At 71.9% G+C, this 17,369-nt stretch carries 20 protein-coding genes; 10 read left to right on the top strand and 10 right to left on the bottom strand.

Going from position 1 to position 17,369, the window contains the following annotated elements:
• Positions 1–46: 46 nt before the first annotated feature.
• The 3 genes from K1T35_RS42110 to K1T35_RS42100 all read right to left on the bottom strand — a co-directional run bounded on the left by K1T35_RS42110 (position 47) and on the right by K1T35_RS42100 (position 2,467).
• The gene (locus K1T35_RS42110; protein ID WP_220257247.1) at positions 47–310 is read right to left on the bottom strand and encodes a hypothetical protein; all 264 of its coding nucleotides are present in this window, start codon (positions 308–310) and stop codon (positions 47–49) included.
• A 292-nt stretch (positions 311–602) separates the two neighbouring features.
• Positions 603–842, bottom strand: coding sequence for an acyl-CoA carboxylase subunit epsilon (locus K1T35_RS42105; RefSeq protein WP_220257246.1), 240 nt, complete (start codon positions 840–842; stop codon positions 603–605).
• Complete coding sequence (locus tag K1T35_RS42100) at positions 839–2,467, bottom strand: acyl-CoA carboxylase subunit beta (protein ID WP_220257245.1); 1,629 nt, start codon at positions 2,465–2,467, stop codon at positions 839–841. The genes K1T35_RS42105 and K1T35_RS42100 overlap by 4 nt, the downstream gene beginning before the upstream one ends.
• 158 nt (positions 2,468–2,625) lie before the next feature.
• Here K1T35_RS42100 and K1T35_RS42095 point away from each other — a divergent pair, with 158 nt between their 5' ends.
• Genes K1T35_RS42095 through K1T35_RS42075 form a run of 5 tightly spaced genes read left to right on the top strand, consistent with a single transcriptional unit; the run spans position 2,626 to position 6,789 of the window.
• Positions 2,626–3,432, top strand: a complete 807-nt coding sequence (locus K1T35_RS42095) for a biotin--[acetyl-CoA-carboxylase] ligase (RefSeq protein WP_220257244.1) — start codon at positions 2,626–2,628, stop codon at positions 3,430–3,432.
• Positions 3,433–3,485: 53 nt separating this feature from the next.
• The gene (locus tag K1T35_RS42090) at positions 3,486–3,965 is read left to right on the top strand and encodes a PH domain-containing protein (protein WP_220257243.1); all 480 of its coding nucleotides are present in this window, start codon (positions 3,486–3,488) and stop codon (positions 3,963–3,965) included.
• 42 nt (positions 3,966–4,007) lie between these two features.
• Positions 4,008–4,928, top strand: a complete 921-nt coding sequence (locus K1T35_RS42085) for a hydroxymethylglutaryl-CoA lyase (protein ID WP_220263203.1) — start codon at positions 4,008–4,010, stop codon at positions 4,926–4,928.
• Positions 4,929–4,980: 52 nt separating this feature from the next.
• Positions 4,981–5,559 carry a Uma2 family endonuclease gene (locus K1T35_RS42080; RefSeq protein ID WP_220257242.1) on the top strand — a complete coding sequence of 193 codons (579 nt, stop codon included), beginning with the start codon at positions 4,981–4,983 and terminating at the stop codon, positions 5,557–5,559.
• Positions 5,560–5,619: 60 nt separating this feature from the next.
• On the top strand, positions 5,620–6,789 hold the full coding sequence (locus tag K1T35_RS42075) for an LLM class flavin-dependent oxidoreductase (RefSeq protein ID WP_220257241.1): 1,170 nt from the start codon (positions 5,620–5,622) through the stop codon (positions 6,787–6,789).
• A gap of 80 nt (positions 6,790–6,869) precedes the next feature.
• On the opposite strand, the gene K1T35_RS42070 is transcribed toward K1T35_RS42075, so the two are convergent.
• The 3 genes from K1T35_RS42070 to K1T35_RS42060 are packed head-to-tail and all read right to left on the bottom strand — an operon-like array spanning position 6,870 to position 8,618.
• The gene (locus K1T35_RS42070; protein ID WP_220263202.1) at positions 6,870–7,316 is read right to left on the bottom strand and encodes a MaoC family dehydratase; all 447 of its coding nucleotides are present in this window, start codon (positions 7,314–7,316) and stop codon (positions 6,870–6,872) included.
• Between the two features lie 2 nt (positions 7,317–7,318).
• The gene (gene hisN / locus K1T35_RS42065; RefSeq protein ID WP_220257240.1) at positions 7,319–8,092 is read right to left on the bottom strand and encodes a histidinol-phosphatase; all 774 of its coding nucleotides are present in this window, start codon (positions 8,090–8,092) and stop codon (positions 7,319–7,321) included.
• Between the two features lie 16 nt (positions 8,093–8,108).
• Entirely contained in the window at positions 8,109–8,618 is a 510-nt protein-coding gene (locus tag K1T35_RS42060; RefSeq protein WP_370645240.1) for a DinB family protein, read from the bottom strand.
• A gap of 36 nt (positions 8,619–8,654) precedes the next feature.
• Here K1T35_RS42060 and K1T35_RS42055 point away from each other — a divergent pair, with 36 nt between their 5' ends.
• Together K1T35_RS42055 and K1T35_RS42050 are read left to right on the top strand one after the other, a co-directional pair.
• Positions 8,655–9,311: a response regulator transcription factor gene (locus tag K1T35_RS42055; protein WP_220257239.1), complete on the top strand. Its 657-nt coding sequence runs from the start codon at positions 8,655–8,657 to the stop codon at positions 9,309–9,311.
• Complete coding sequence (locus K1T35_RS42050) at positions 9,312–10,583, top strand: ATP-binding protein (protein ID WP_220257238.1); 1,272 nt, start codon at positions 9,312–9,314, stop codon at positions 10,581–10,583.
• Positions 10,584–10,639: 56 nt separating this feature from the next.
• On the opposite strand, the gene K1T35_RS42045 is transcribed toward K1T35_RS42050, so the two are convergent.
• Positions 10,640–11,149, bottom strand: coding sequence for a GtrA family protein (locus K1T35_RS42045; protein WP_220257237.1), 510 nt, complete (start codon positions 11,147–11,149; stop codon positions 10,640–10,642).
• Between the two features lie 57 nt (positions 11,150–11,206).
• Here K1T35_RS42045 and K1T35_RS42040 point away from each other — a divergent pair, with 57 nt between their 5' ends.
• Together K1T35_RS42040 and purE are read left to right on the top strand one after the other, a co-directional pair.
• Positions 11,207–12,430 carry a 5-(carboxyamino)imidazole ribonucleotide synthase gene (locus K1T35_RS42040; protein ID WP_255621292.1) on the top strand — a complete coding sequence of 408 codons (1,224 nt, stop codon included), beginning with the start codon at positions 11,207–11,209 and terminating at the stop codon, positions 12,428–12,430.
• Positions 12,431–12,449: 19 nt separating this feature from the next.
• Positions 12,450–12,923, top strand: a complete 474-nt coding sequence (gene purE, locus K1T35_RS42035; RefSeq protein ID WP_220263198.1) for a 5-(carboxyamino)imidazole ribonucleotide mutase — start codon at positions 12,450–12,452, stop codon at positions 12,921–12,923.
• 850 nt (positions 12,924–13,773) lie between these two features.
• On the opposite strand, the gene K1T35_RS42025 is transcribed toward purE, so the two are convergent.
• Positions 13,774–14,442: a TetR family transcriptional regulator gene (locus K1T35_RS42025; protein WP_220257235.1), complete on the bottom strand. Its 669-nt coding sequence runs from the start codon at positions 14,440–14,442 to the stop codon at positions 13,774–13,776.
• Positions 14,443–14,501: 59 nt separating this feature from the next.
• Between K1T35_RS42025 and K1T35_RS42020 the strand changes: the two genes are divergently transcribed.
• Positions 14,502–15,656, top strand: coding sequence for an acyl-CoA dehydrogenase (locus K1T35_RS42020; RefSeq protein WP_220257234.1), 1,155 nt, complete (start codon positions 14,502–14,504; stop codon positions 15,654–15,656).
• On the opposite strand, the gene K1T35_RS42015 is transcribed toward K1T35_RS42020, so the two are convergent.
• Together K1T35_RS42015 and K1T35_RS42010 are read right to left on the bottom strand one after the other, a co-directional pair.
• Complete coding sequence (locus K1T35_RS42015; RefSeq protein ID WP_220257233.1) at positions 15,649–16,257, bottom strand: GrpB family protein; 609 nt, start codon at positions 16,255–16,257, stop codon at positions 15,649–15,651. The two genes, K1T35_RS42020 and K1T35_RS42015, sit on opposite strands and share 8 nt — an antisense overlap.
• 97 nt (positions 16,258–16,354) lie before the next feature.
• Positions 16,355–17,332 (bottom strand): alpha/beta hydrolase, encoded by a 978-nt coding sequence (locus K1T35_RS42010; protein WP_220257232.1) that lies wholly within the window; start codon positions 17,330–17,332, stop codon positions 16,355–16,357.
• Between the last annotated feature and the right edge of the window lie 37 nt (positions 17,333–17,369).

The following is a 17,369-nucleotide window of genomic DNA, read 5'->3' as shown; positions in this document are numbered from 1 at the left end:
CCCTGATGGGGACGGGCCGGTCGGGTGCGGTGGATCGAAAGGCGGATCAGCAGCTGCCGCCCCCGCCGCCGAAGCCTCCACCGGAGCTGTCACCACAGCTGCCGCTGTCGCCACCCCATGTGCTCGCCGCGTGCCCTCCGCTGTGAGCGCCTGTGCCGCCGTACCCGCGTGAGCTGCCGACACGGGAGCGGCCGCGGTGCGCTGCGGCGTTCCGGGTGCCGCCATGGCCGTCGCCGGGCTTCCCGATCGCGGCGATCACCACGGCGATCACGACTATCGCGGCAATGCCGATCCAGATGACTGTTCCCACCTCGATCGCCTCCTCGTGGCCGGGCTCACCGTCCCCCCTGGACGCCGATCACCCCGGCCGTCGGAACCGAGTGTGGGCTGCGCCACCCGCAGAGGCCACCGTCTTCAGAAAGCTTTGAGGTCCGCTTAGCGGCAACCACCGCAGGTTCGAGTAGCGCCGGGCTCTCTTCCGGTGGTCGAGTAGCGCCGGCCCGCCAGGGCCGGCGCGTATCGAGACCACATGCCGGTCTTCGAGGTGGTCTCGATACGGGCCGGCGCTGGGGCGCTGGCCCTACTCGACCACCGGTGGGGGGTCAGCGCGGCCAGGTCGACGTGCGCCACACCCCGGGGCCGGGGTGCAGCGGCGTGCGGAAACGCGTGGCGGGATCGGACCAGCGGTCCCGGGCGGGAGGCCCCGCCGGGGCGGGTGGAGACGAGGCGACGGCCGCGAGCACGACGGTGAGCGCCGCGAGCTCCTCGTCCGACGGATCGCCCCTGACCACGCGGAACGCGGCCCGCCGCTCCTCCGGGGTCGTCGCGCTGTCCTTCGTCACAGGGGGATGTTCCCGTGCTTGCGGGCCGGCACGGCCTCGCGCTTGGTGGCGAGCAGCCGCAGTGACCTCGCGACGTAGCCGCGCGTGTGCGACGGCGGGATGACTCCGTCGATGTACCCGCGGTCGGCCGCGATGTAGGGGTTGGCGAGGGTGTCCTCGTACTCCTGCTGCAGGTCGGCCCTGCGGGCCGCGAGCTCGTCGCCTGACAGCCCCGCGAGCTCCTTGCGGTAGAGGATGCTCACCGCGCCCGCCGCCCCGGTGACGGCGATCTGCGCGGTGGGCCACGCGACGTTCACGTCCGCACCCAGGTGCTTGGAGCCCATGACGTCGTACGCCCCGCCGTAGGCCTTGCGGGTGATCACGGTGATCTTCGGAACGGTGGCCTCGGCGTATGCGTAGATCAGCTTCGCGCCGCGGCGGATGATCCCGTTCCACTCCTGGTCGGTGCCCGGGAGGAAGCCGGGGACGTCCACGAACGTGAGGATCGGGATGTTGAACGCGTCGCAGGTGCGGACGAACCGGGCCGCCTTCTCGGATGCGTCGATGTCCAGGCAGCCCGCGAACTGGGTGGGCTGGTTCGCGACCACGCCGACCGACCGGCCGTCGACCCGCCCGAAGCCGACGACGATGTTGGGCGCGAAGAGCGCGTGCACCTCGAGGAACTCGCCGTCGTCCAGCACCCGCGTGATCACGTCGTGGATGTCGTACGGGGTGTTGGGCGAGTCCGGGATGACCGCGTCCAGCTCGAGGTCGGTGTCGGTGAGGGAGTCGGCTATCGCGCCATCTGCCGGCTCAGGCGCCGGGTACGAGGGTGGCTCGGACAGGTTGTTCGACGGCAGGAACGACAGCAGTTCCTTGACGTAGGAGAACGCGTCGGCCTCGTCGTCGGCGAGGTAGTGCGCCACGCCGGACTTCGTGTTGTGCGCCCGGCCGCCGCCGAGGTCCTCGAAGTCGACGTCCTCGCCGGTGACCGTCTTGATGATGTCCGGCCCGGTGATGAACATGTGGCTGGTGCCGTCGACCATCACGGTGAAGTCGGTGATGGCGGGCGAGTACACGGCGCCGCCCGCGCACGGCCCCATCACCAGCGAGATCTGCGGGATCACCCCCGAGCTGCGCACGTTGCGCACGAAGATCTCGCCGTAGAGCCCGAGCGCGACCACGCCCTCCTGGATGCGCGCGCCGCCGCCGTCGTTGATGCCGATGACCGGGCAGCCGATCTTGGCGGCCATGTCCATGACCTTGACGATCTTCTCGCCGTACACCTCGCCGAGCGCGCCGCCGAACACGGTGGCGTCCTGGCTGAACACCGCGACCGGCCGGCCGTCGATGGTGCCGGTGCCGGTGACGACGCCGTCACCGAACGGACGCTTCTCCTGCATCCCGAAGTTGGTGGAGCGATGCCGGGTGAGCGCGTCGAGCTCGACGAACGAGCCGGGGTCGAGCAGCTGGTCGACGCGCTCGCGCGCGGTCTGGCGGCCCTTCGCGTGCTGCCGCTCCACCGCGGCCTCGCTGCCCGCGTGCACGGCACCGTCGATACGCCGGTACAGGTCGGCGATCTTGCCCGCGGTCGTGTGGATGTCGGGCTCGGGGCCGGACGCGAACGGCTCCGTTGCGGCGCTCATGGCCCGGGAGCCTAACGCCGCAGGCGGCTCCGTCGCCGCGATGCGCGTCACGCGGCTCGGCGTCCACCGCCGCGCGTCCGGCGACGGTCCCCCGCCGTCCGCCGCGAGTGCGGGGAAAGGCCAGCGGGCCGGGTGACTCGCCGGTAGCGTCACCAGGCATGCACCGGACCGTCGAGCCGCTGGACGCAGCCGCACTTCGGGCAGCGCTCACCGGGCGGTGGGAGCAGGTCGACGTCGTGCAGCGCACGGGCTCCACCAACGCCGACCTCCTCGCCGCCGCCGCGGACGGTGCGCCCGATCGCACAGTCCTCGTCGCCGAGCACCAGGAGGCAGGGCGCGGCAGGCTCGCGCGCACCTGGGTGGCCCCGCCGGGCACCGGGATCACGGTCAGCGTGCTGCTGCGCCCCACCGGGGTGCCGCCCGCGCGGTTCGCATGGCTGCCGCTGCTCACAGGGCTCGCCCTGCTCGACGCCATCCGCGCGGTCTGCGACGTCCCGGCCGGGCTCAAGTGGCCGAACGACCTGCTGCTCGGACCGGGGCGGCGGAAGGCGGCCGGGATCCTCGCCGAGGTCGCCGACGCCGTGCGACCCGCCGTCGTCGTCGGGATCGGGCTGAACGTCGCGGCTTCGCCCCCCGACCAGCCCCTGGCCACGTCGCTCGCCGACGAAGGCGCGTTCGTCGATCGCACACAGGTGCTCACCACCCTGCTGGACCGGCTCGCCGAGCGGGAAGCCGCGTGGCGCGACGGCCGGGGTGACGCGGAGGGCACCCGGCTGCGCGCCGACTACCGGGCCGGCTGCGTCACCCTCGGCTCGGAGGTCAGGGTCGAGCTGCCCGGCGGTGCGGCCCTGCATGGCATCGCGGAGGACGTCGACCGCGACGGACGGCTCCTGCTGCTCGACGCGGCAGGCCACCGGCGTGCCGTCGCCGCGGGCGACGTCGTGCACCTGCGCCCTTCCGGGTAGCCGCAGCGCGTCCTGGCGACGGACCGCCGCCGCGAACGCCTAACGTGGCTCCCGTGGCTTATCCGGACGATCTGCTCGTGGAGGACGAGCAGGTGGTCGTGCACCGGCACCCGCACTGGAAGATGCTGGTCGTGCCCGTCGTCGTGCTGCTGCTCGTCGTCGGGGTCGCGAGCTTCGTCGCCGCGCTCGTGAGCGCGCAGAGCTGGGCGCCGTGGGCGTGGCTGGGGCTGGCCGTGGCCGGCCTCGCGCTCGTCGGGCGGTTCACGGTCTTCCCGGTGCTGCGCTGGCGCACCACGCACTTCGTGGTGACCGATCGCCGGGTGCTGGTGCGGGAGGGGGTCCTCACCCGCAAGGGCATGGACATCCCGCTGAAGCGGATCAGCAGCGTGCAGTTCCGGCAGGGCCTGCTGGAGCGGATGCTCGGAGCGGGCACGCTCGCCATCGAGTCGGACTCCGACGAGTCCCTCGAGTTCGACGACGTCCCTGGCGTGCGGCGCGTGCACGCCGTGCTCTACAACGAGGTCGGCCAGTAACGAGGTGGAACAGTGACGAGACCGCCGACGAGACCACTGCCGATGCCGGTGCCCGCCCCCGGGCTCCCTGAGCACGTCACGATCTACGAGGTCGGGGCGAGGGACGGGCTGCAGAACGAGTCGGCGATCGTGCCGGTCGAGGCGAAGGCCGAGTTCCTGCACCGGCTCGCAGCCGCGGGCCTGCGCGTACTGGAGGCCACCAGCTTCGTGCACCCCAAGTGGGTGCCCCAGCTCGCGGACGCGGGTGACCTGCTGCGCCTGCTGGTGCGCACGGAAGGCGTGGACTACCCGGTGCTCGTGCCGAACGAGCGCGGCCTCGACCGGGCCCTCGACGCAGGCGTCTCGCACATCGCCGTCTTCGCGAGCGCAACCGACACCTTCGCCCAGCGCAACCTCAACAGCTCGCTCGACGCGCAGTTCGCCATGTTCGAGCCCGTGGTGAAGCGGGCGCTCGAGGCAGGCCTGCGTGTGCGCGGGTACGTCTCGATGTGCTTCGGCGATCCGTGGGAAGGCGCCGTGGCGCCCGAGCAGGTGGCGGCGGTGACGCGCAGGTTGGCGGGGATGGGCTGCCACCAGATCTCCCTCGGCGACACGATCGGCACCGGGACCCCTGGGCACGTCGACGCCGTGCTCGACGGCTGCGTCGCGGCCGGGGTGCCCGTCCGGCATCTCGCGGTGCACTTCCACGACACCTACGGCCAGGCGCTCGCCAACACGCTCGCCGCCCTGCGCCGCGGCGTGCGCACCGTGGACGCGAGCGCCGGAGGGCTCGGTGGCTGCCCCTACGCCGAGTCCGCCACCGGCAACCTCGCCACGGAGGACCTCGTCTGGATGCTCGACGGCCTCGGCATCGGGCACGGGGTCGACCTCGACGCGCTCGTCGCAACGAGCGTGTGGATGGCCGAGAAGCTGGGGCGGCCGTCGCCGTCGCGGGTGGTGCGGGCGCTGGGCGGCGGTCGGTAGTTCTGTCGGTGGCCTGCGACACAATGGCGGAGACGTTTCGAGGAGGTGCGCGGTGGCGCTGCCGATCCCCCGGGAGCTTTTGACTCTCGACCAGTGGGACGCCCTGCCCGAGGACAACTCGGCGCACTACGAGCTGCAGGAGGGCGTGCTCGTCGTGTCGCCGAAACCGGCAAGGAGGCACCAGCGCGCGCTCGTGCGGCTTGCCTCGCAGATGGAGCGGCAACTCCCGCCGGATTGGGAGGTCCTTCCCGACTTCGAGGTGGTCGTCGAGGCCGAAGGACCGGCGACCGTCCGCGCACCCGACCTCGTCATCGTGCGCGCCGACGGCCCGGAAAGTCGGGTTGCGGCAGGCGAGGTACTACTTGCGGTGGAGATCATCTCGCCTGGCTCCCGCAAGATCGACACTCACATGAAGCACTTCGAGTACGCCGAGGCGGGGATCCCCCACTACTGGGTGGTCGACCTCGACCCGCCCGCTCCGTCGATCACGGTCTACGGGCTGGGCGCTCCGGAGGACGGCTACGTGGAGAGCCAGACCGCGACCGGTGCGCTCGTCGTCCTGGAGCCGTTCGAGATGCGGATCGACATCGGCGCGCTCGTCGAGCGGAGGCCCCACCCATCGGAGGGGTGACCGCGCGGGCCGATCGTGCCTACGGTCGAAGCTCCCCGTCAACGACGACTGGAGCGGCTCGTGACCCGACTGAGGTTCGGCATCTTCCTGGCCCCCTTCCACCCCGCGGGCGAGAACCCGACCACCGCGCTGCAGCGCGACCTGCAGCTCGTCCAACACCTCGACGACCTGGGGTACGACGAGGCGTGGATCGGTGAGCACCACTCCGCCGGCTCGGAGATCATCGCGTCGCCCGAGATCTTCATCGCTGCGGCGGCCGAGCGCACGAGGCGCATCCGGCTCGGCACCGGCGTGATATCGCTGAGCTACCACAACCCGCTGTGGGTGGCGGAGCGGATCGTGCTGCTCGACCACCTGACGCGCGGGCGCGTGATGCTGGGTGTCGGTCCGGGTTCGCTGCCCACCGACTCGGCGATGATCGGACTGAACCCCACCGACACGCGTGAGCTGCTCGAGGAGAACCTCGACATCGTCATGCGGCTGCTGCGCGGCGACGAGCCGGTCACGGCCACCACCCGCACCCACCAGCTGATCGACGCCCGGCTGCACCTGCGGCCCTACTCCGACCCGCTGTTCGATGTCGCCGTCGCGGCCGTGGCATCGCCGACCGGGCCGCGCCTGGCGGGCAGGCACGGCGTCGGCCTGCTGTCCATCGGGGCGACGCTCACCAAGGAGGGTTTCGACGCGCTCGCCCACCACTGGAACGTCATGGAGGAGCGGGCGGCGACCTTCGGCACCACCGTCGACCGCGCGGCGTGGCGTCTGGTCGGGCTGATGCACGTCGCCGAGACGCGGGAGCAGGCGTACCGGGACGTCGAGCACGGCATCGAGCAGTGGTTCCGCTACTTCCAGAAGGTCGCCGCGTTCCCGCAGATGGCGGTGGAGGGCGGTGACGTCCGGGAGATGATCGACTTCGTCAACGAGGCCGGGATCGGCGCGATCGGGACGCCGGACGACGCGGCGGCGCAGGTGCAGCGGCTCGTCGACCAGTCCGGCGGGTTCGGCGCCATGCTGCTGCTCGCGCACGAGTGGGCGAACCCGCAGGCCACACGCCGCTCCTACGAGCTGATCGCCCAGCACGTCATGCCGCGGTTCCAGGGCCAGGCGCAGGCCACGCTCGACGCGAAGGCGCGGGCCACCGAGACCCGCACCGGGCATGCCGAGCAGCAGGTTGCGGCGGTCGCCCACATGAGCGAGAAGTACGCGAAGGAACTCGCCGACCGCGGCTGAGGCCACTTCACAAACCCAGCGTCCGCTTCACACAAGGCCCGCCTTGTGTGAAGCGGGCAGTGAGTCTGTGAAGTGCTCGCTCAGGCCCGTGTGGCGAACATGCCGGTGAAGGTGCTGCGGTAGACCACCTCGTCGCCGCGGTGCAGCCAGGCCCGCAGCTTCACGAGGCCGAGGGTCGGGCGGCTGCGGGAGCGGCGCGCTTCCAGCACCTCCATCGACGCCCGCAGCTCGTCGCCCGCGAACACCGGGGCCGGCCACGCGATCTCCTCGCCGCCGGGGGAGCCGAGGGAGGAGGCGCGGGCGAGCACGCCGTCGGCGTAGGCGCGCATCCACAGCGATGCGGTGAACCAGCCCGACGCCGCGAGCGCACCGAAGATCGAGGCCTTGCCGGCGTCGTCGTCGACGTGGAACGGCTGCGGGTCGAACCGGCGGGCGAACGCGAGCATCTCGTCGCGGTCGACGACTGTGGTGCCGAGGTCGAAGACACGGCCGGGGGTGAGGTCCTCGAAGTAGAGCTCCGGATCCATCCTCACCGCCCGATGATCGCGAGCGCGGCCTTGTGGACGGCGCCGTTGGAGGCGAGCCCGTCGCCGCCCGCGAACGTCTCGGTGCCGGAGAGGTCGGTGAGCGTCCCGCCCGCCTCGGTGAGGATCGGCACGAGGGCGGCGAGGTCCCACGGATTCGCGGCGCCGTCCACGGCGAGGTCGATCACGCCCTCGGCCACGAGGCAGTACATCCAGAAGTCGCCGAAGGCGCGCGTCTCCCAGCACGAGTCGACGAGTCGCAGGTAGTCGTCGCGGCGGCCGAGCTCGGCGAAGGTCTTGATGTCGGTGGTCGAGAGGTAGGCGTCGGCCAGGTCGCTCACGCCCGAGACGGCGATCCGCCGCGTGCCGGACCGGTCGGAGGTCCACGCGCCCTCGCCGCGCGCCGCCCACCAGCGCCTGCCCAGCGCGGGGGCGCTCGCGACCCCGACCACCGGCTCGCCCTGCGCCGTGAGCGCGATCAGGCTGGCCCAGACCGGCATGCCGCGGGAAAAGTTCTTCGTGCCGTCGATCGGGTCGATCACCCAACCGCGCTCGGAGTCGGTGACCGCACCGCCGCGCTCCTCGCCGAGCACCGCATCCCCGGGCCGTTCCGCCGCGATCATGCGGCGCAGCGCGTCCTCGACGGCGGTGTCGGCATCAGTCACGGGCGTGCGGTCCGGCTTGCGGGTGACCCGCAGGTCGGCGGCCCGGAACCGCGCGAGGGTGATCGCGTCCGCCGTGTCGGCGAGGCGCAGGGCGAGCTCGAGATCGGCGTCCACGGGTGGCAACCCTGCCTCATTCACCGGTGACCCCGTCGATCCGCTCCCGCAGCAGGTCGGCGTGGCCGTTGTGACGGGCGTACTCCTCCACCATGTGGACCAGCACCCAGCGCGCCGACAGCCGCCTTCCCACCCGGTCGGTGATCATCACGTCCAGGGAGGGGAGCGCCTCGGCGATCTCCCTCGCTCGCGCGCACTCGGCTCGCCACGCGGCGAAGGCGACATCGACGGCGGCGGGATCCACGTTGTCGAAGTCGCCGTCGGGATCGTCGTCCGAGTAGTAGAGCGGCGGGGCGTACTCGCGGCCGAGCCGGCGGCGGAACCAGCCGCGTTCGACGTCGGCCATGTGGCGGACGAGGCCGAGCAGCGAGAGCGACGACGGCTCGGCGGCCCGGGTCACGAGCTGGGCGGGGGCGAGCCCGGCGCATTTCAGCTCGAGGGTGGCGCGGTGGTAGTCGAGCCAGCCCGCGAGCATCGTTCGCTCCTCGGCGGCGGCGGGTGGACGCGGTCGGTTGTCGTCGGACACGCACCGATGATCCCCCCGCCGCACTAGACTCTCCCAGTGACCACCGTCCTGCTGGCCGAGGACGACACCGCGATCGCCGAGCCCCTGTCCAGGGCGCTGCAGCGAGAGGGGTACGTCGTCGAGGTCGCCACAGACGGCGCCGCCGCGCTCGAGCGCGTGCGGCGCGGCCATGTGGACCTGCTCGTGCTCGACCTCGGCCTGCCCGGCATGGACGGCCTCGAGGTCTGCCGGCGCGTGCGGTTGGACGACCCCGATCTGCCGGTGCTGATGCTCACCGCCCGCACGGACGAGGTCGACTTCGTCGTCGGGCTGGACGCGGGCGCCGACGACTACGTCGGCAAGCCGTTCCGGCTGGCCGAGCTGCTCGCCCGCGTGCGGGCCCTGCTGCGCAGGCTCACCCCCGAGGCCGTCGAGGTGGGTGGCGTGCGGATGGAGCTCTCCGGTCGCCGCGTGCTGGTCGACGGGGTCGAGGTGGGCCTCGCCAACAAGGAGTTCGAGCTGCTCCGGGTGCTGCTCCTGCGTGCGGGCCAGGTTGTCACGCGGGAGGAGATCCTGCGCGAGGTGTGGAACGACCCGGACATGAAGACGTCCAAGACGCTGGACATGCACATGTCTTGGCTGCGCCGCAAGATCGGCGGCGAGCGCCGGATCGCCACGGTGCGCGGCGTCGGATTCCGCTTCAACCACGATTAGATGCGCCGCCGGATCCTGCAGTCGACGTTGCTCGTGGTCGCGATCACGGCGCTGGTGCTCGGTGGCCCGCTCGCGATCACCACGTGGCGGCTGGTGGAGGACCTCCACCGCGCCGACCTCCTGTCCCGCCTCGAGCAGGTGGCGGCGCGGTTGGACACCGCGGACGCGGCGATCGACCGCGAGTCCATCGAGCTCGCCGTGCCGACGGGCGGGCGGCTGGTGCTGCAGAGAGCCGGCCAGCCTGATCAGGTGATCGGAGCGGAGGTCGGGGACGACCCGGTCTCGGAGTCCCTGCCGTTCGCGCCCGGTGATGTGCTCGTGATGCAGGAGCCGCTGCGGTCGATGCGTACCGAGCAGATACAGGTCACGCTCGTGGTGCTGCTGCTGGTCGTGCTTTCGGTCGGCACCGGAGCGGTGGTCGCCACCGTCACGGCGCGGCGGCTGGCCGAACCGCTGCGCGGGGTGGCCGACCGGGCGGCCCGGCTCGGTGCCGGCGACTTCCGCGCCGTACCTGGCCGGCACGGGATCCCCGAGCTGGATCGCGTGTCGGACGTGCTCGACACCTCGGCCGTCGCGCTCGCCGACCTGCTGCAGCGGGAGCGGGCGCTCGTCGGCGACGTGTCGCACCAGCTGCGCAGCCGCCTCACCGCACTGCAGCTGCGGCTCGACGAGCTGGCCGCCCATCCCGACCCGACGGCGCGCAGCGAGGCGCTCGCCGCGCTGGAGCAGGCCGAGCGACTTGCCGAGGTGCTCGACGAGCTGCTGGAGGCGGCCCGGGTGGCGCGGGCGGCGGGCGCGGAGCCGCGGGACCTGCGGGAGACGCTCGGCGCCGTGGCGGAGGAGTGGCGCCCGAATCTCAAGGCGAAGGGCCGCTCGCTCAAGGTCCGCGTGCCCGAGGGCCTGCTCGCCCGGGTGACGCCCACCCGAATCCGCGAGGCGATCGGTGCGCTGCTCGACAACGCGATCCAGCACGGCTCCGGCACGGTGACCCTCAGCGCCCGCGCGGCCGAGACGAGCCTGGTGGTGGAGGTCGCGGACGCGGGCGCGGGCGTGCCGGAGGAGCTCGTGCCGCACGTGTTCGACCGCGGGGTATCGGTCGGCTCGTCGACCGGGATCGGGCTCGCGCTCGCCCGCGCATTGGTGGAGGCCGACGGCGGCCGGCTGGAGCTGTCGAGGGCCCGCCCCCCGATCTTCACGATCTTCCTGCCGGCGGCACGAGCGGACGACGTGGTGGCGGCAGCAGCGCCCCGCCGCTCGTCAACCCCCCGCTGATCGCCCTGCGGTCGAGTAGCGCCGGCGCTACTCGACCTGCGCGTCAGGAGCCCGCGTCAGGCGGCGGGGACCCTCCGGCGGACGTCCTCGTCCGGGAAGACGAAGCGACGAAAGGCCCACCAGCGGAACGCCATGCCGACGAGCACACCGATGATCTGGCCGCTGACGAAGTCGGCGACCTCCTGGGTGAGGAGGCTCACCTCGGGCACCGAGAGGTGGAACACGTAGCGCGAGATCGCGAGCGGCGCCGAGTAGACGACCACGCCGATGCCGCTGACGAGGAAGAACAGCGCCGCCTCGTGGTGGCGTTCCCGGCCGCCGCGGGTGCGGAAGGACCACTCCCGGTTCAGCACGTACGACACGATCGTCGCGACCAGCACAGCGATGATCTTCGCCGTCAGCGGCTTCTCAGCCAGCACCGTGGACTTGAGCAGCAGGAACACCACGGTATCGATCACCCACGTGGTGCCACCGACGAAGGCGAACTTCACCAGCTCACGGTGCTTGATGGCGATGTCGCGGTAGGGCTGCGGGATGATCGCGAGCGCCGACTCGACAACGGACACCTGGTCGATCGTGCCAGACGCCGGCGTCGCATCGCCCGCCGGTAGGCTTCCTCCACCGTGGACGCCTCCCCAGCCGCGCGTCAACCGATCGTCGGGATGGTCGGTGCCGGGCAACTCGCCCGCATGACGCACCAGGCGGCCATCGCGCTCGGCCAGTCGCTGCGCGTGCTGGCCGCCGACCCTGCCGATCCCGCCGCGCTCGTGTGCCCCGACGTGCACCCCGGCACGCCATCCGACCTGCCCGCCCTGCGGGCGTTCGCCCGTGGCTGCTCGGCCGTCACGTTCGACCACGAGCAGGTGCCTCAGGAGAACCTGCGGGCCCTCGTGGACGCGGGGGTGCGCGTCCACCCCGGGCCGGACGCGCTGCTGCACGCGCAGGACAAGCTCGTGATGCGCCGCAGGCTCGCCGGACTCGGCCTGGCCGGGCCGGCGTTCACCGAGGTCCGCGAGCCGGGCGACGTCGCAGGGTTCGCTGCCGAGCACGGGTGGCCGGTGGTACTCAAGGCGGCGCGTGGCGGGTACGACGGGCGCGGCGTCTGGCTGCTGCGCAACGCGGATGAGGCGCAGCTCGTCACCGAGCTGCTGGCGGCCGGCACGCCCCTGCTCGTCGAGGAGGCCGTGTCGATGCGCAGAGAGCTGGCGGCGCTCGTCGCGCGCTCCCCGTTCGGGCAGGCGGCCGCGTGGCCGGTGGTGGAGACCGTGCAGGAGGACGGCCAGTGCGTGCAGGTCCTCGCCCCCGCACCCGGCCTGGATCCGGACGTGGCCGCGGGGGCGCAGGAGATGGCGCTGCGGATCGCCGCCGAGCTGGGCGTCACCGGCCTGCTGGCCGTTGAGCTGTTCGAGCGGACCGACGGGGTGCTCGTCGTCAACGAACTGGCCATGCGGCCGCACAACTCCGGCCACTGGACCATCGAGGGATCCCGCACGTCGCAGTTCGAACAGCACCTGCGCGCGGTGCTCGACTACCCGCTCGGCGCCACGGCACCGACGGCGCACGCCGTGGTCATGGCCAACGTGCTCGGTGCGGCGCGGTCGCCCGTGATGTCGATGGACGAGCGGGTGCACCACCTCTTCGCGCGGTTCCCCGACGTGAAGGTGCACCTCTACGGGAAGGCCGAACGGCCGGCCCGCAAGGTCGGGCACGTCACCGTGCTCGGCGACGACATGGCGGCGGTGCGGGCACGGGCGGCGCTCGCCGCGGCGTGGCTGTCCACGGCCGAGTGGCCGGACGGCTGGTCCCCGCATTCGGGCAGCCGCGAGCAGGAGGTGCAGCGTGCCTGAGTCGCTTGTCGGCGTGATCATGGGCAGTGACTCGGACTGGCGCGTCATGCAGGCCGCCGGTGAGGCGCTCGCCGAGTTCGACGTGCCCTACGAGGTGGGCGTGTACTCCGCGCACCGCACACCACAGCGCATGCTCGACTACGCCGCGAGCGCGGCGGAGCGGGGCCTGCGCGTGGTGATCGCCGGCGCCGGCGGAGCGGCGCACCTGCCGGGGATGGTCGCGGCCGCCACGCCGCTGCCGGTCGTCGGCGTGCCGGTGCCACTTGCCCAGCTCGACGGCCTCGACTCGCTGCTCTCGATCGTCCAGATGCCGGCGGGCGTTCCGGTGGCCACCGTGGCCGTCGGCGGCGCGCGCAACGCGGGACTGCTCGCCGTCCGAATCCTCGCGACTGGTGACGCCGCCCTGCGGGACCGGATGGTGCGCTTCCAGGCCGACCTCGCCGACTCCGTGCTCGAGAAGGATGCCGCGCTGCGTGCTGCCGCTGGGAAGTGATCTGCGGAATTCCCGTGGCGAGCCCGCCTCCGCCGTGCGTAGGGTGGCAGTACACGTGAGAGGAGGTGGTCCAGCGTTGAATAGCTACAGGACTCGTGAGGTGGCTGTCCGCTAGCACCACGGGACTCGTTCCGACGGCCAAGTGGAAGCCGGTGTGGTGCCGGCGAATTCCAGGCAGTCACCCGTGATCCCCGGGCCCGAGCCCGTCCAGCTCGGCTTGCGCAGCACCCGCTGCGGCCCGGGGATCACGCATGTCCGGCCCCAGAAACCACCGCGAGCCCGGTCGCGAATCGCGGCCGGGCTCGCGGCGGGTGCCGGGGAGCTCAGGGCTCTGGTGACAGCAGCGCGCCGATCTCGCGGAGCCGGGGTGCGTGCTGGCGGGCGTGGTGCTCGCAGAACAGGAGGTCGTTGCCGGCCGGGAGCACTGCCCGCACGTGGGCAACGGCCCGACAGCGGTCACAGCGATCCTGGCGGGTGAGAACGGGGACCGAGTCGGCTGTGAACACGGCGGCCTCCCGCTACGCGCCGCGCGCCGCGACGGACGACAGCGGACTGGTCGCGGAGGTGCCTGCCGTCCGCGACCAGTACGCCGGTCGTGCCGCAGGGGATCCCTCAACGATCGGCGTGGCGGAGAATGGCGAGTTCACGGTGGCTGAGGGGGGCGCCGGCGTGCTCATCGTCGATTCTCCCTTCCGCCAGATCGCTGTCTGCGGCAAGAAGAAGGATCCGGCACGCGCCGAGATCGCTACCACCCCGCTGCCCTCCCGTCGCACTGCTGCCAGCGCCACCTTCACGATGGGGGCTGTCCCCCAGGTCCCAAGTGGACGGCGGACACGAGGTGTGGTAGCCGTCACGCCTGGCGTTCGAGGCGGGCGACGGCGGCCTCGAGCCGTTCGGTCACACCGTGCAGGGCCGGTTCTCCCGGCAACATGTCGACGACCTTCCGGAACCGGGCCCGGTATTCGTCCAGCTGGTCGGGCCGGCCGCCGTCGGCGAGCCAGCCGCGCAGCGCGAGGTTGTGGGCGGCCACGACGGCGGCGCCGGTCACCGCGGCGCGCAGGTCGCCGTCCGGCTCACCCGCGAAGCGCTCCCGCAGCTGCCGGGTGAACAGGCGGCGGTAGTGGTCCACCCGCGCCGACTCGCGGTCGCGCAGGGCCGGTACCTCGTGGGTGAGCCGGAAGCGCTCGACGGAGAGCCCTGGGTCGTCGGCATACAGGTCGAAGACCGTTTCGCCCGCTCGCACCACGAGGGCCGCGGTGGGTTCCGTGGGGTGCGCCGTGGCGAACACCTCCGCGATCCGCGCGAGGCCGACCTCGTGGTCGGGCGAGATCGCGTCCTCCTTGCTCGGGAAGTAGCGGAAGAACGTCCGCCGCCCGACGCCCGCGGCGGCCGCGATGTCGTCGACGGTCGTCTCCTCGTAGCCCTGGATGCGGAACAACCGCACAGCGGCCGCGACCAGCTCGCGCCGCACCTCCGCCCGGCCCTCGGGGGAGCGGCCGCGACGAGTGGTGCCAGTCATGGCACGCAGGGTAACAGGAGTGGTGTACGGATGGCACCGAGTGCCGTTACGCTGGTGCCATGAACCCCGACTTCGACACCTACCGGCTCAGCGACGAGCACGAGGCGCTGCGCGAGGCGGTGCGGGCGCTCGCGGAGAAAGAGATCGCCCCGCACGCCGCGGCGGTCGACGAGCAGAGCCGCTTCCCGGTCGAGGCGCAGACCGCTCTGGTGAAGGCGGGGTTCAATGCGGTCACGATCCCGGAGGAGTACGGCGGCCAGGGTGCCGACGAGCTCGCCGGCTGCATCGTGATCGAGGAGGTGGCGCGGATCTGCGCGTCGTCCTCACTGATCCCCGCCGTCAACGGGCTGGGGCTCACGCCGATCCTGCTCTCGGCGTCCGACGAGCTGAAGCGCCATGTGCTGCCGTCCGTCGCGGCGGGCGACGCGATGATCAGCTACGCGCTGTCGGAACGCGAGGCCGGCTCGGACGCCGCGGCGATGAAGACCCGCGCGCGCCGCGACGGCGACTCATGGGTGCTGAACGGCACCAAGTGCTGGATCACCAACGCGGGCGAGTCGACCTGGTACACGGTGATGGCGGTGACCGACCCCGGAAAGGGGGCCAGGGGGATCTCCGCGTTCGTCGTGCACCGCGACGACCCGGGCTTCGAGGTCGGACCGAAGGAGCGCAAGCTCGGCATCAACGGCTCGCCGACGCGCGAGATCTACTTCCAGGACTGCCGGATCCCGGCGATGAGGATCATCGGCGCCGAGGGCACCGGGTTCAAGACCGCCCTCGCCACGCTCGACCACACCCGCCCGACGATCGGCGCGCAGGCGGTCGGCATCGCGCAGGGCGCGCTCGACGTCGCCACGGCGTACGTGAAGGAGCGCAAGCAGTTCGGCAAGGCCATCGGCGAGTTCCAGGGCATCCAGTTCATGCTCGCCGACATGGCGATGAAGGTGGAGGCGGCCCGCCAGCTCGTCTATGTCGCCACGTCGCGTGCGGAGCGGGGCGAGCCGAACCTCGGCTTCATCTCCAGCGCGGCGAAGTGCTTCGCCTCCGACACGGCGATGAGCGTCACGACCGACGCGGTGCAACTGCTGGGCGGCTACGGATACACCAAGGACTTCCCGGTGGAGCGCATGATGCGCGACGCGAAGATCACGCAGATCTACGAGGGCACCAACCAGATCCAGCGGATGGTGATGGCGCGGGCCCTGCTCAGGTGAGGTGCGGCCGGGACGACTGCCTCCGCGCCCAGGATCGCATTTCGTCATTCGTCTCGTCGAAGAACGCAGACTTGGATCGCGTGTAGTCGTCGTAGTCACGGTCGCTGGCGTGTTGTGTGGCCAGGCGGCGTTTAGCCTCTTCGTAGATGCCCGCCTGTACCGGGTTGCTGCGGAGCCAGTCGCGGAAGACTACGACGAACTGCGCAAAGGGCGAGTCCGCACGGCGGATGTGCAGGATGGCCGCACGTGCGGGGTCGTGGAAGAGGCGCTTCTCGTACAGGGTCGGATCGGTCGGGTCAGCCGGGCGTGGCGTATCTCGATAGACGCCGGGGGAGTCAGGCCGAGCTCCCTGCGCAGAAACGAATCCGGTGGGAGCCAACAGCCCCGCGAGCTGGTCCAGCGATGGCAGAGAAGGCATTCGCACTTGCAGGTCGATGATCGGCTTCGCGGCTAGCCCTGGTACGGCTGTCGACCCGATGTGCTCGTAGGTGAAGCGAGCGGAATCGGAGAGAGGGGCGAGTGCTGTCTGCACCTCGGCGAGGACTTGCTGTGCACGTTCGGGCCAGCTCGATTCGTAATCCACGATCACCGCATTGGGCACGGTCGGACGCTACCCGCCCACCGTACGTCGCCGACAATGGTGTCCGTGCGACATTTCTGACACGCCGGCGCCACTTCCGGCGATCATGCCTGCCTCGTCAGGCAACCAGGTGGCCCCGGAGGAATTCGACGATCTCCGCCCGCGCCGCCTTCGCCTGCGGGACCACGCCCGGCAGGCTGAGGAACCCGTGTGGTGCCCCGCGGTGCTCGGTGAGCCGCGTGGGAGTCCCGGACTCAAGGAGCCGCTCGGCGTAGCGGCGGCCGTGGTCGGCCAAGGCGTCGACGGTCGGCACCACGACGAGCGCGGGGGGCAGCCCGTTCAGGTTGTCGGCATGGAGCGGCGAGATCGCTCGAGGATCCGTGCCCGGCGGAACGGCGAGCCGCTGGAACAGTTGCAGCTGCGGCACGGCGAGGGTCGGGGTGCGGGCGTACTCGGCGACCGAGGCGTAATCGAGCATCGTGTCGGTCGCATCGACGGCCGGGTTGACCAGCACCTGCGCCTGGAGGTGCAGGTCGGCATCCCTGGCTCGAATCGCTGCCAAGGCGCTGATCAACGCGCCGCAGCTCTCGCCGAACACGGCCGTCCGCGCCGGGTCGATGCCCCACTCGGCGCCGTGCTGCAGCACGTGCCGGAGCACGTCCCAGCCGTCGTCGACGGCCGCGGCGAGCGGGGTCTGCGCGTCGAGGAGCCGGTGCTCGACCGAGACGACGAGGGCGGGCAGCTGCGCGGCGAGGTGGCTGTTGATCCAGTCGCTCTGCGCTGCCGTGCCCACGAACGCGCCGCCGTGCACGTGGAGCACGAGCGGCAGTTGGCGGCCGCCGGCCGGCGGCCGGTGCACCCGGACCCGGAGCCTGCGGTCGGGGAGTGTCACCTCCTGCCAGCGGATGGCCGCGCCGCGGGCTGGGAGCCCGGTGATCACCCGTAGCAGCCGGGAGGCCCGCTTGCGGTTCTCCGCCTCGCGGAAGGCGAGCAGCTCCTCAGCCGGCATCGCCGACCAGTCCGGCTCTCGGCGCAGCGCCTGCAGCAGCCGGAAGCCCAGCGGTGGCCGTTCCGTGGCGGTGGTGACGTCGACCATGTCTCCTCCTCGAGGGTTTCGCTACCTCTAGTAGCGA

It is taken from the genome of Pseudonocardia sp. DSM 110487, from assembly GCF_019468565.1.
GTDB lineage: Bacteria > Actinomycetota > Actinomycetes > Mycobacteriales > Pseudonocardiaceae > Pseudonocardia.
Note: the sequence above shows the minus strand (reverse complement) of the source record. Positions and strands in the feature narration are given on the sequence as shown.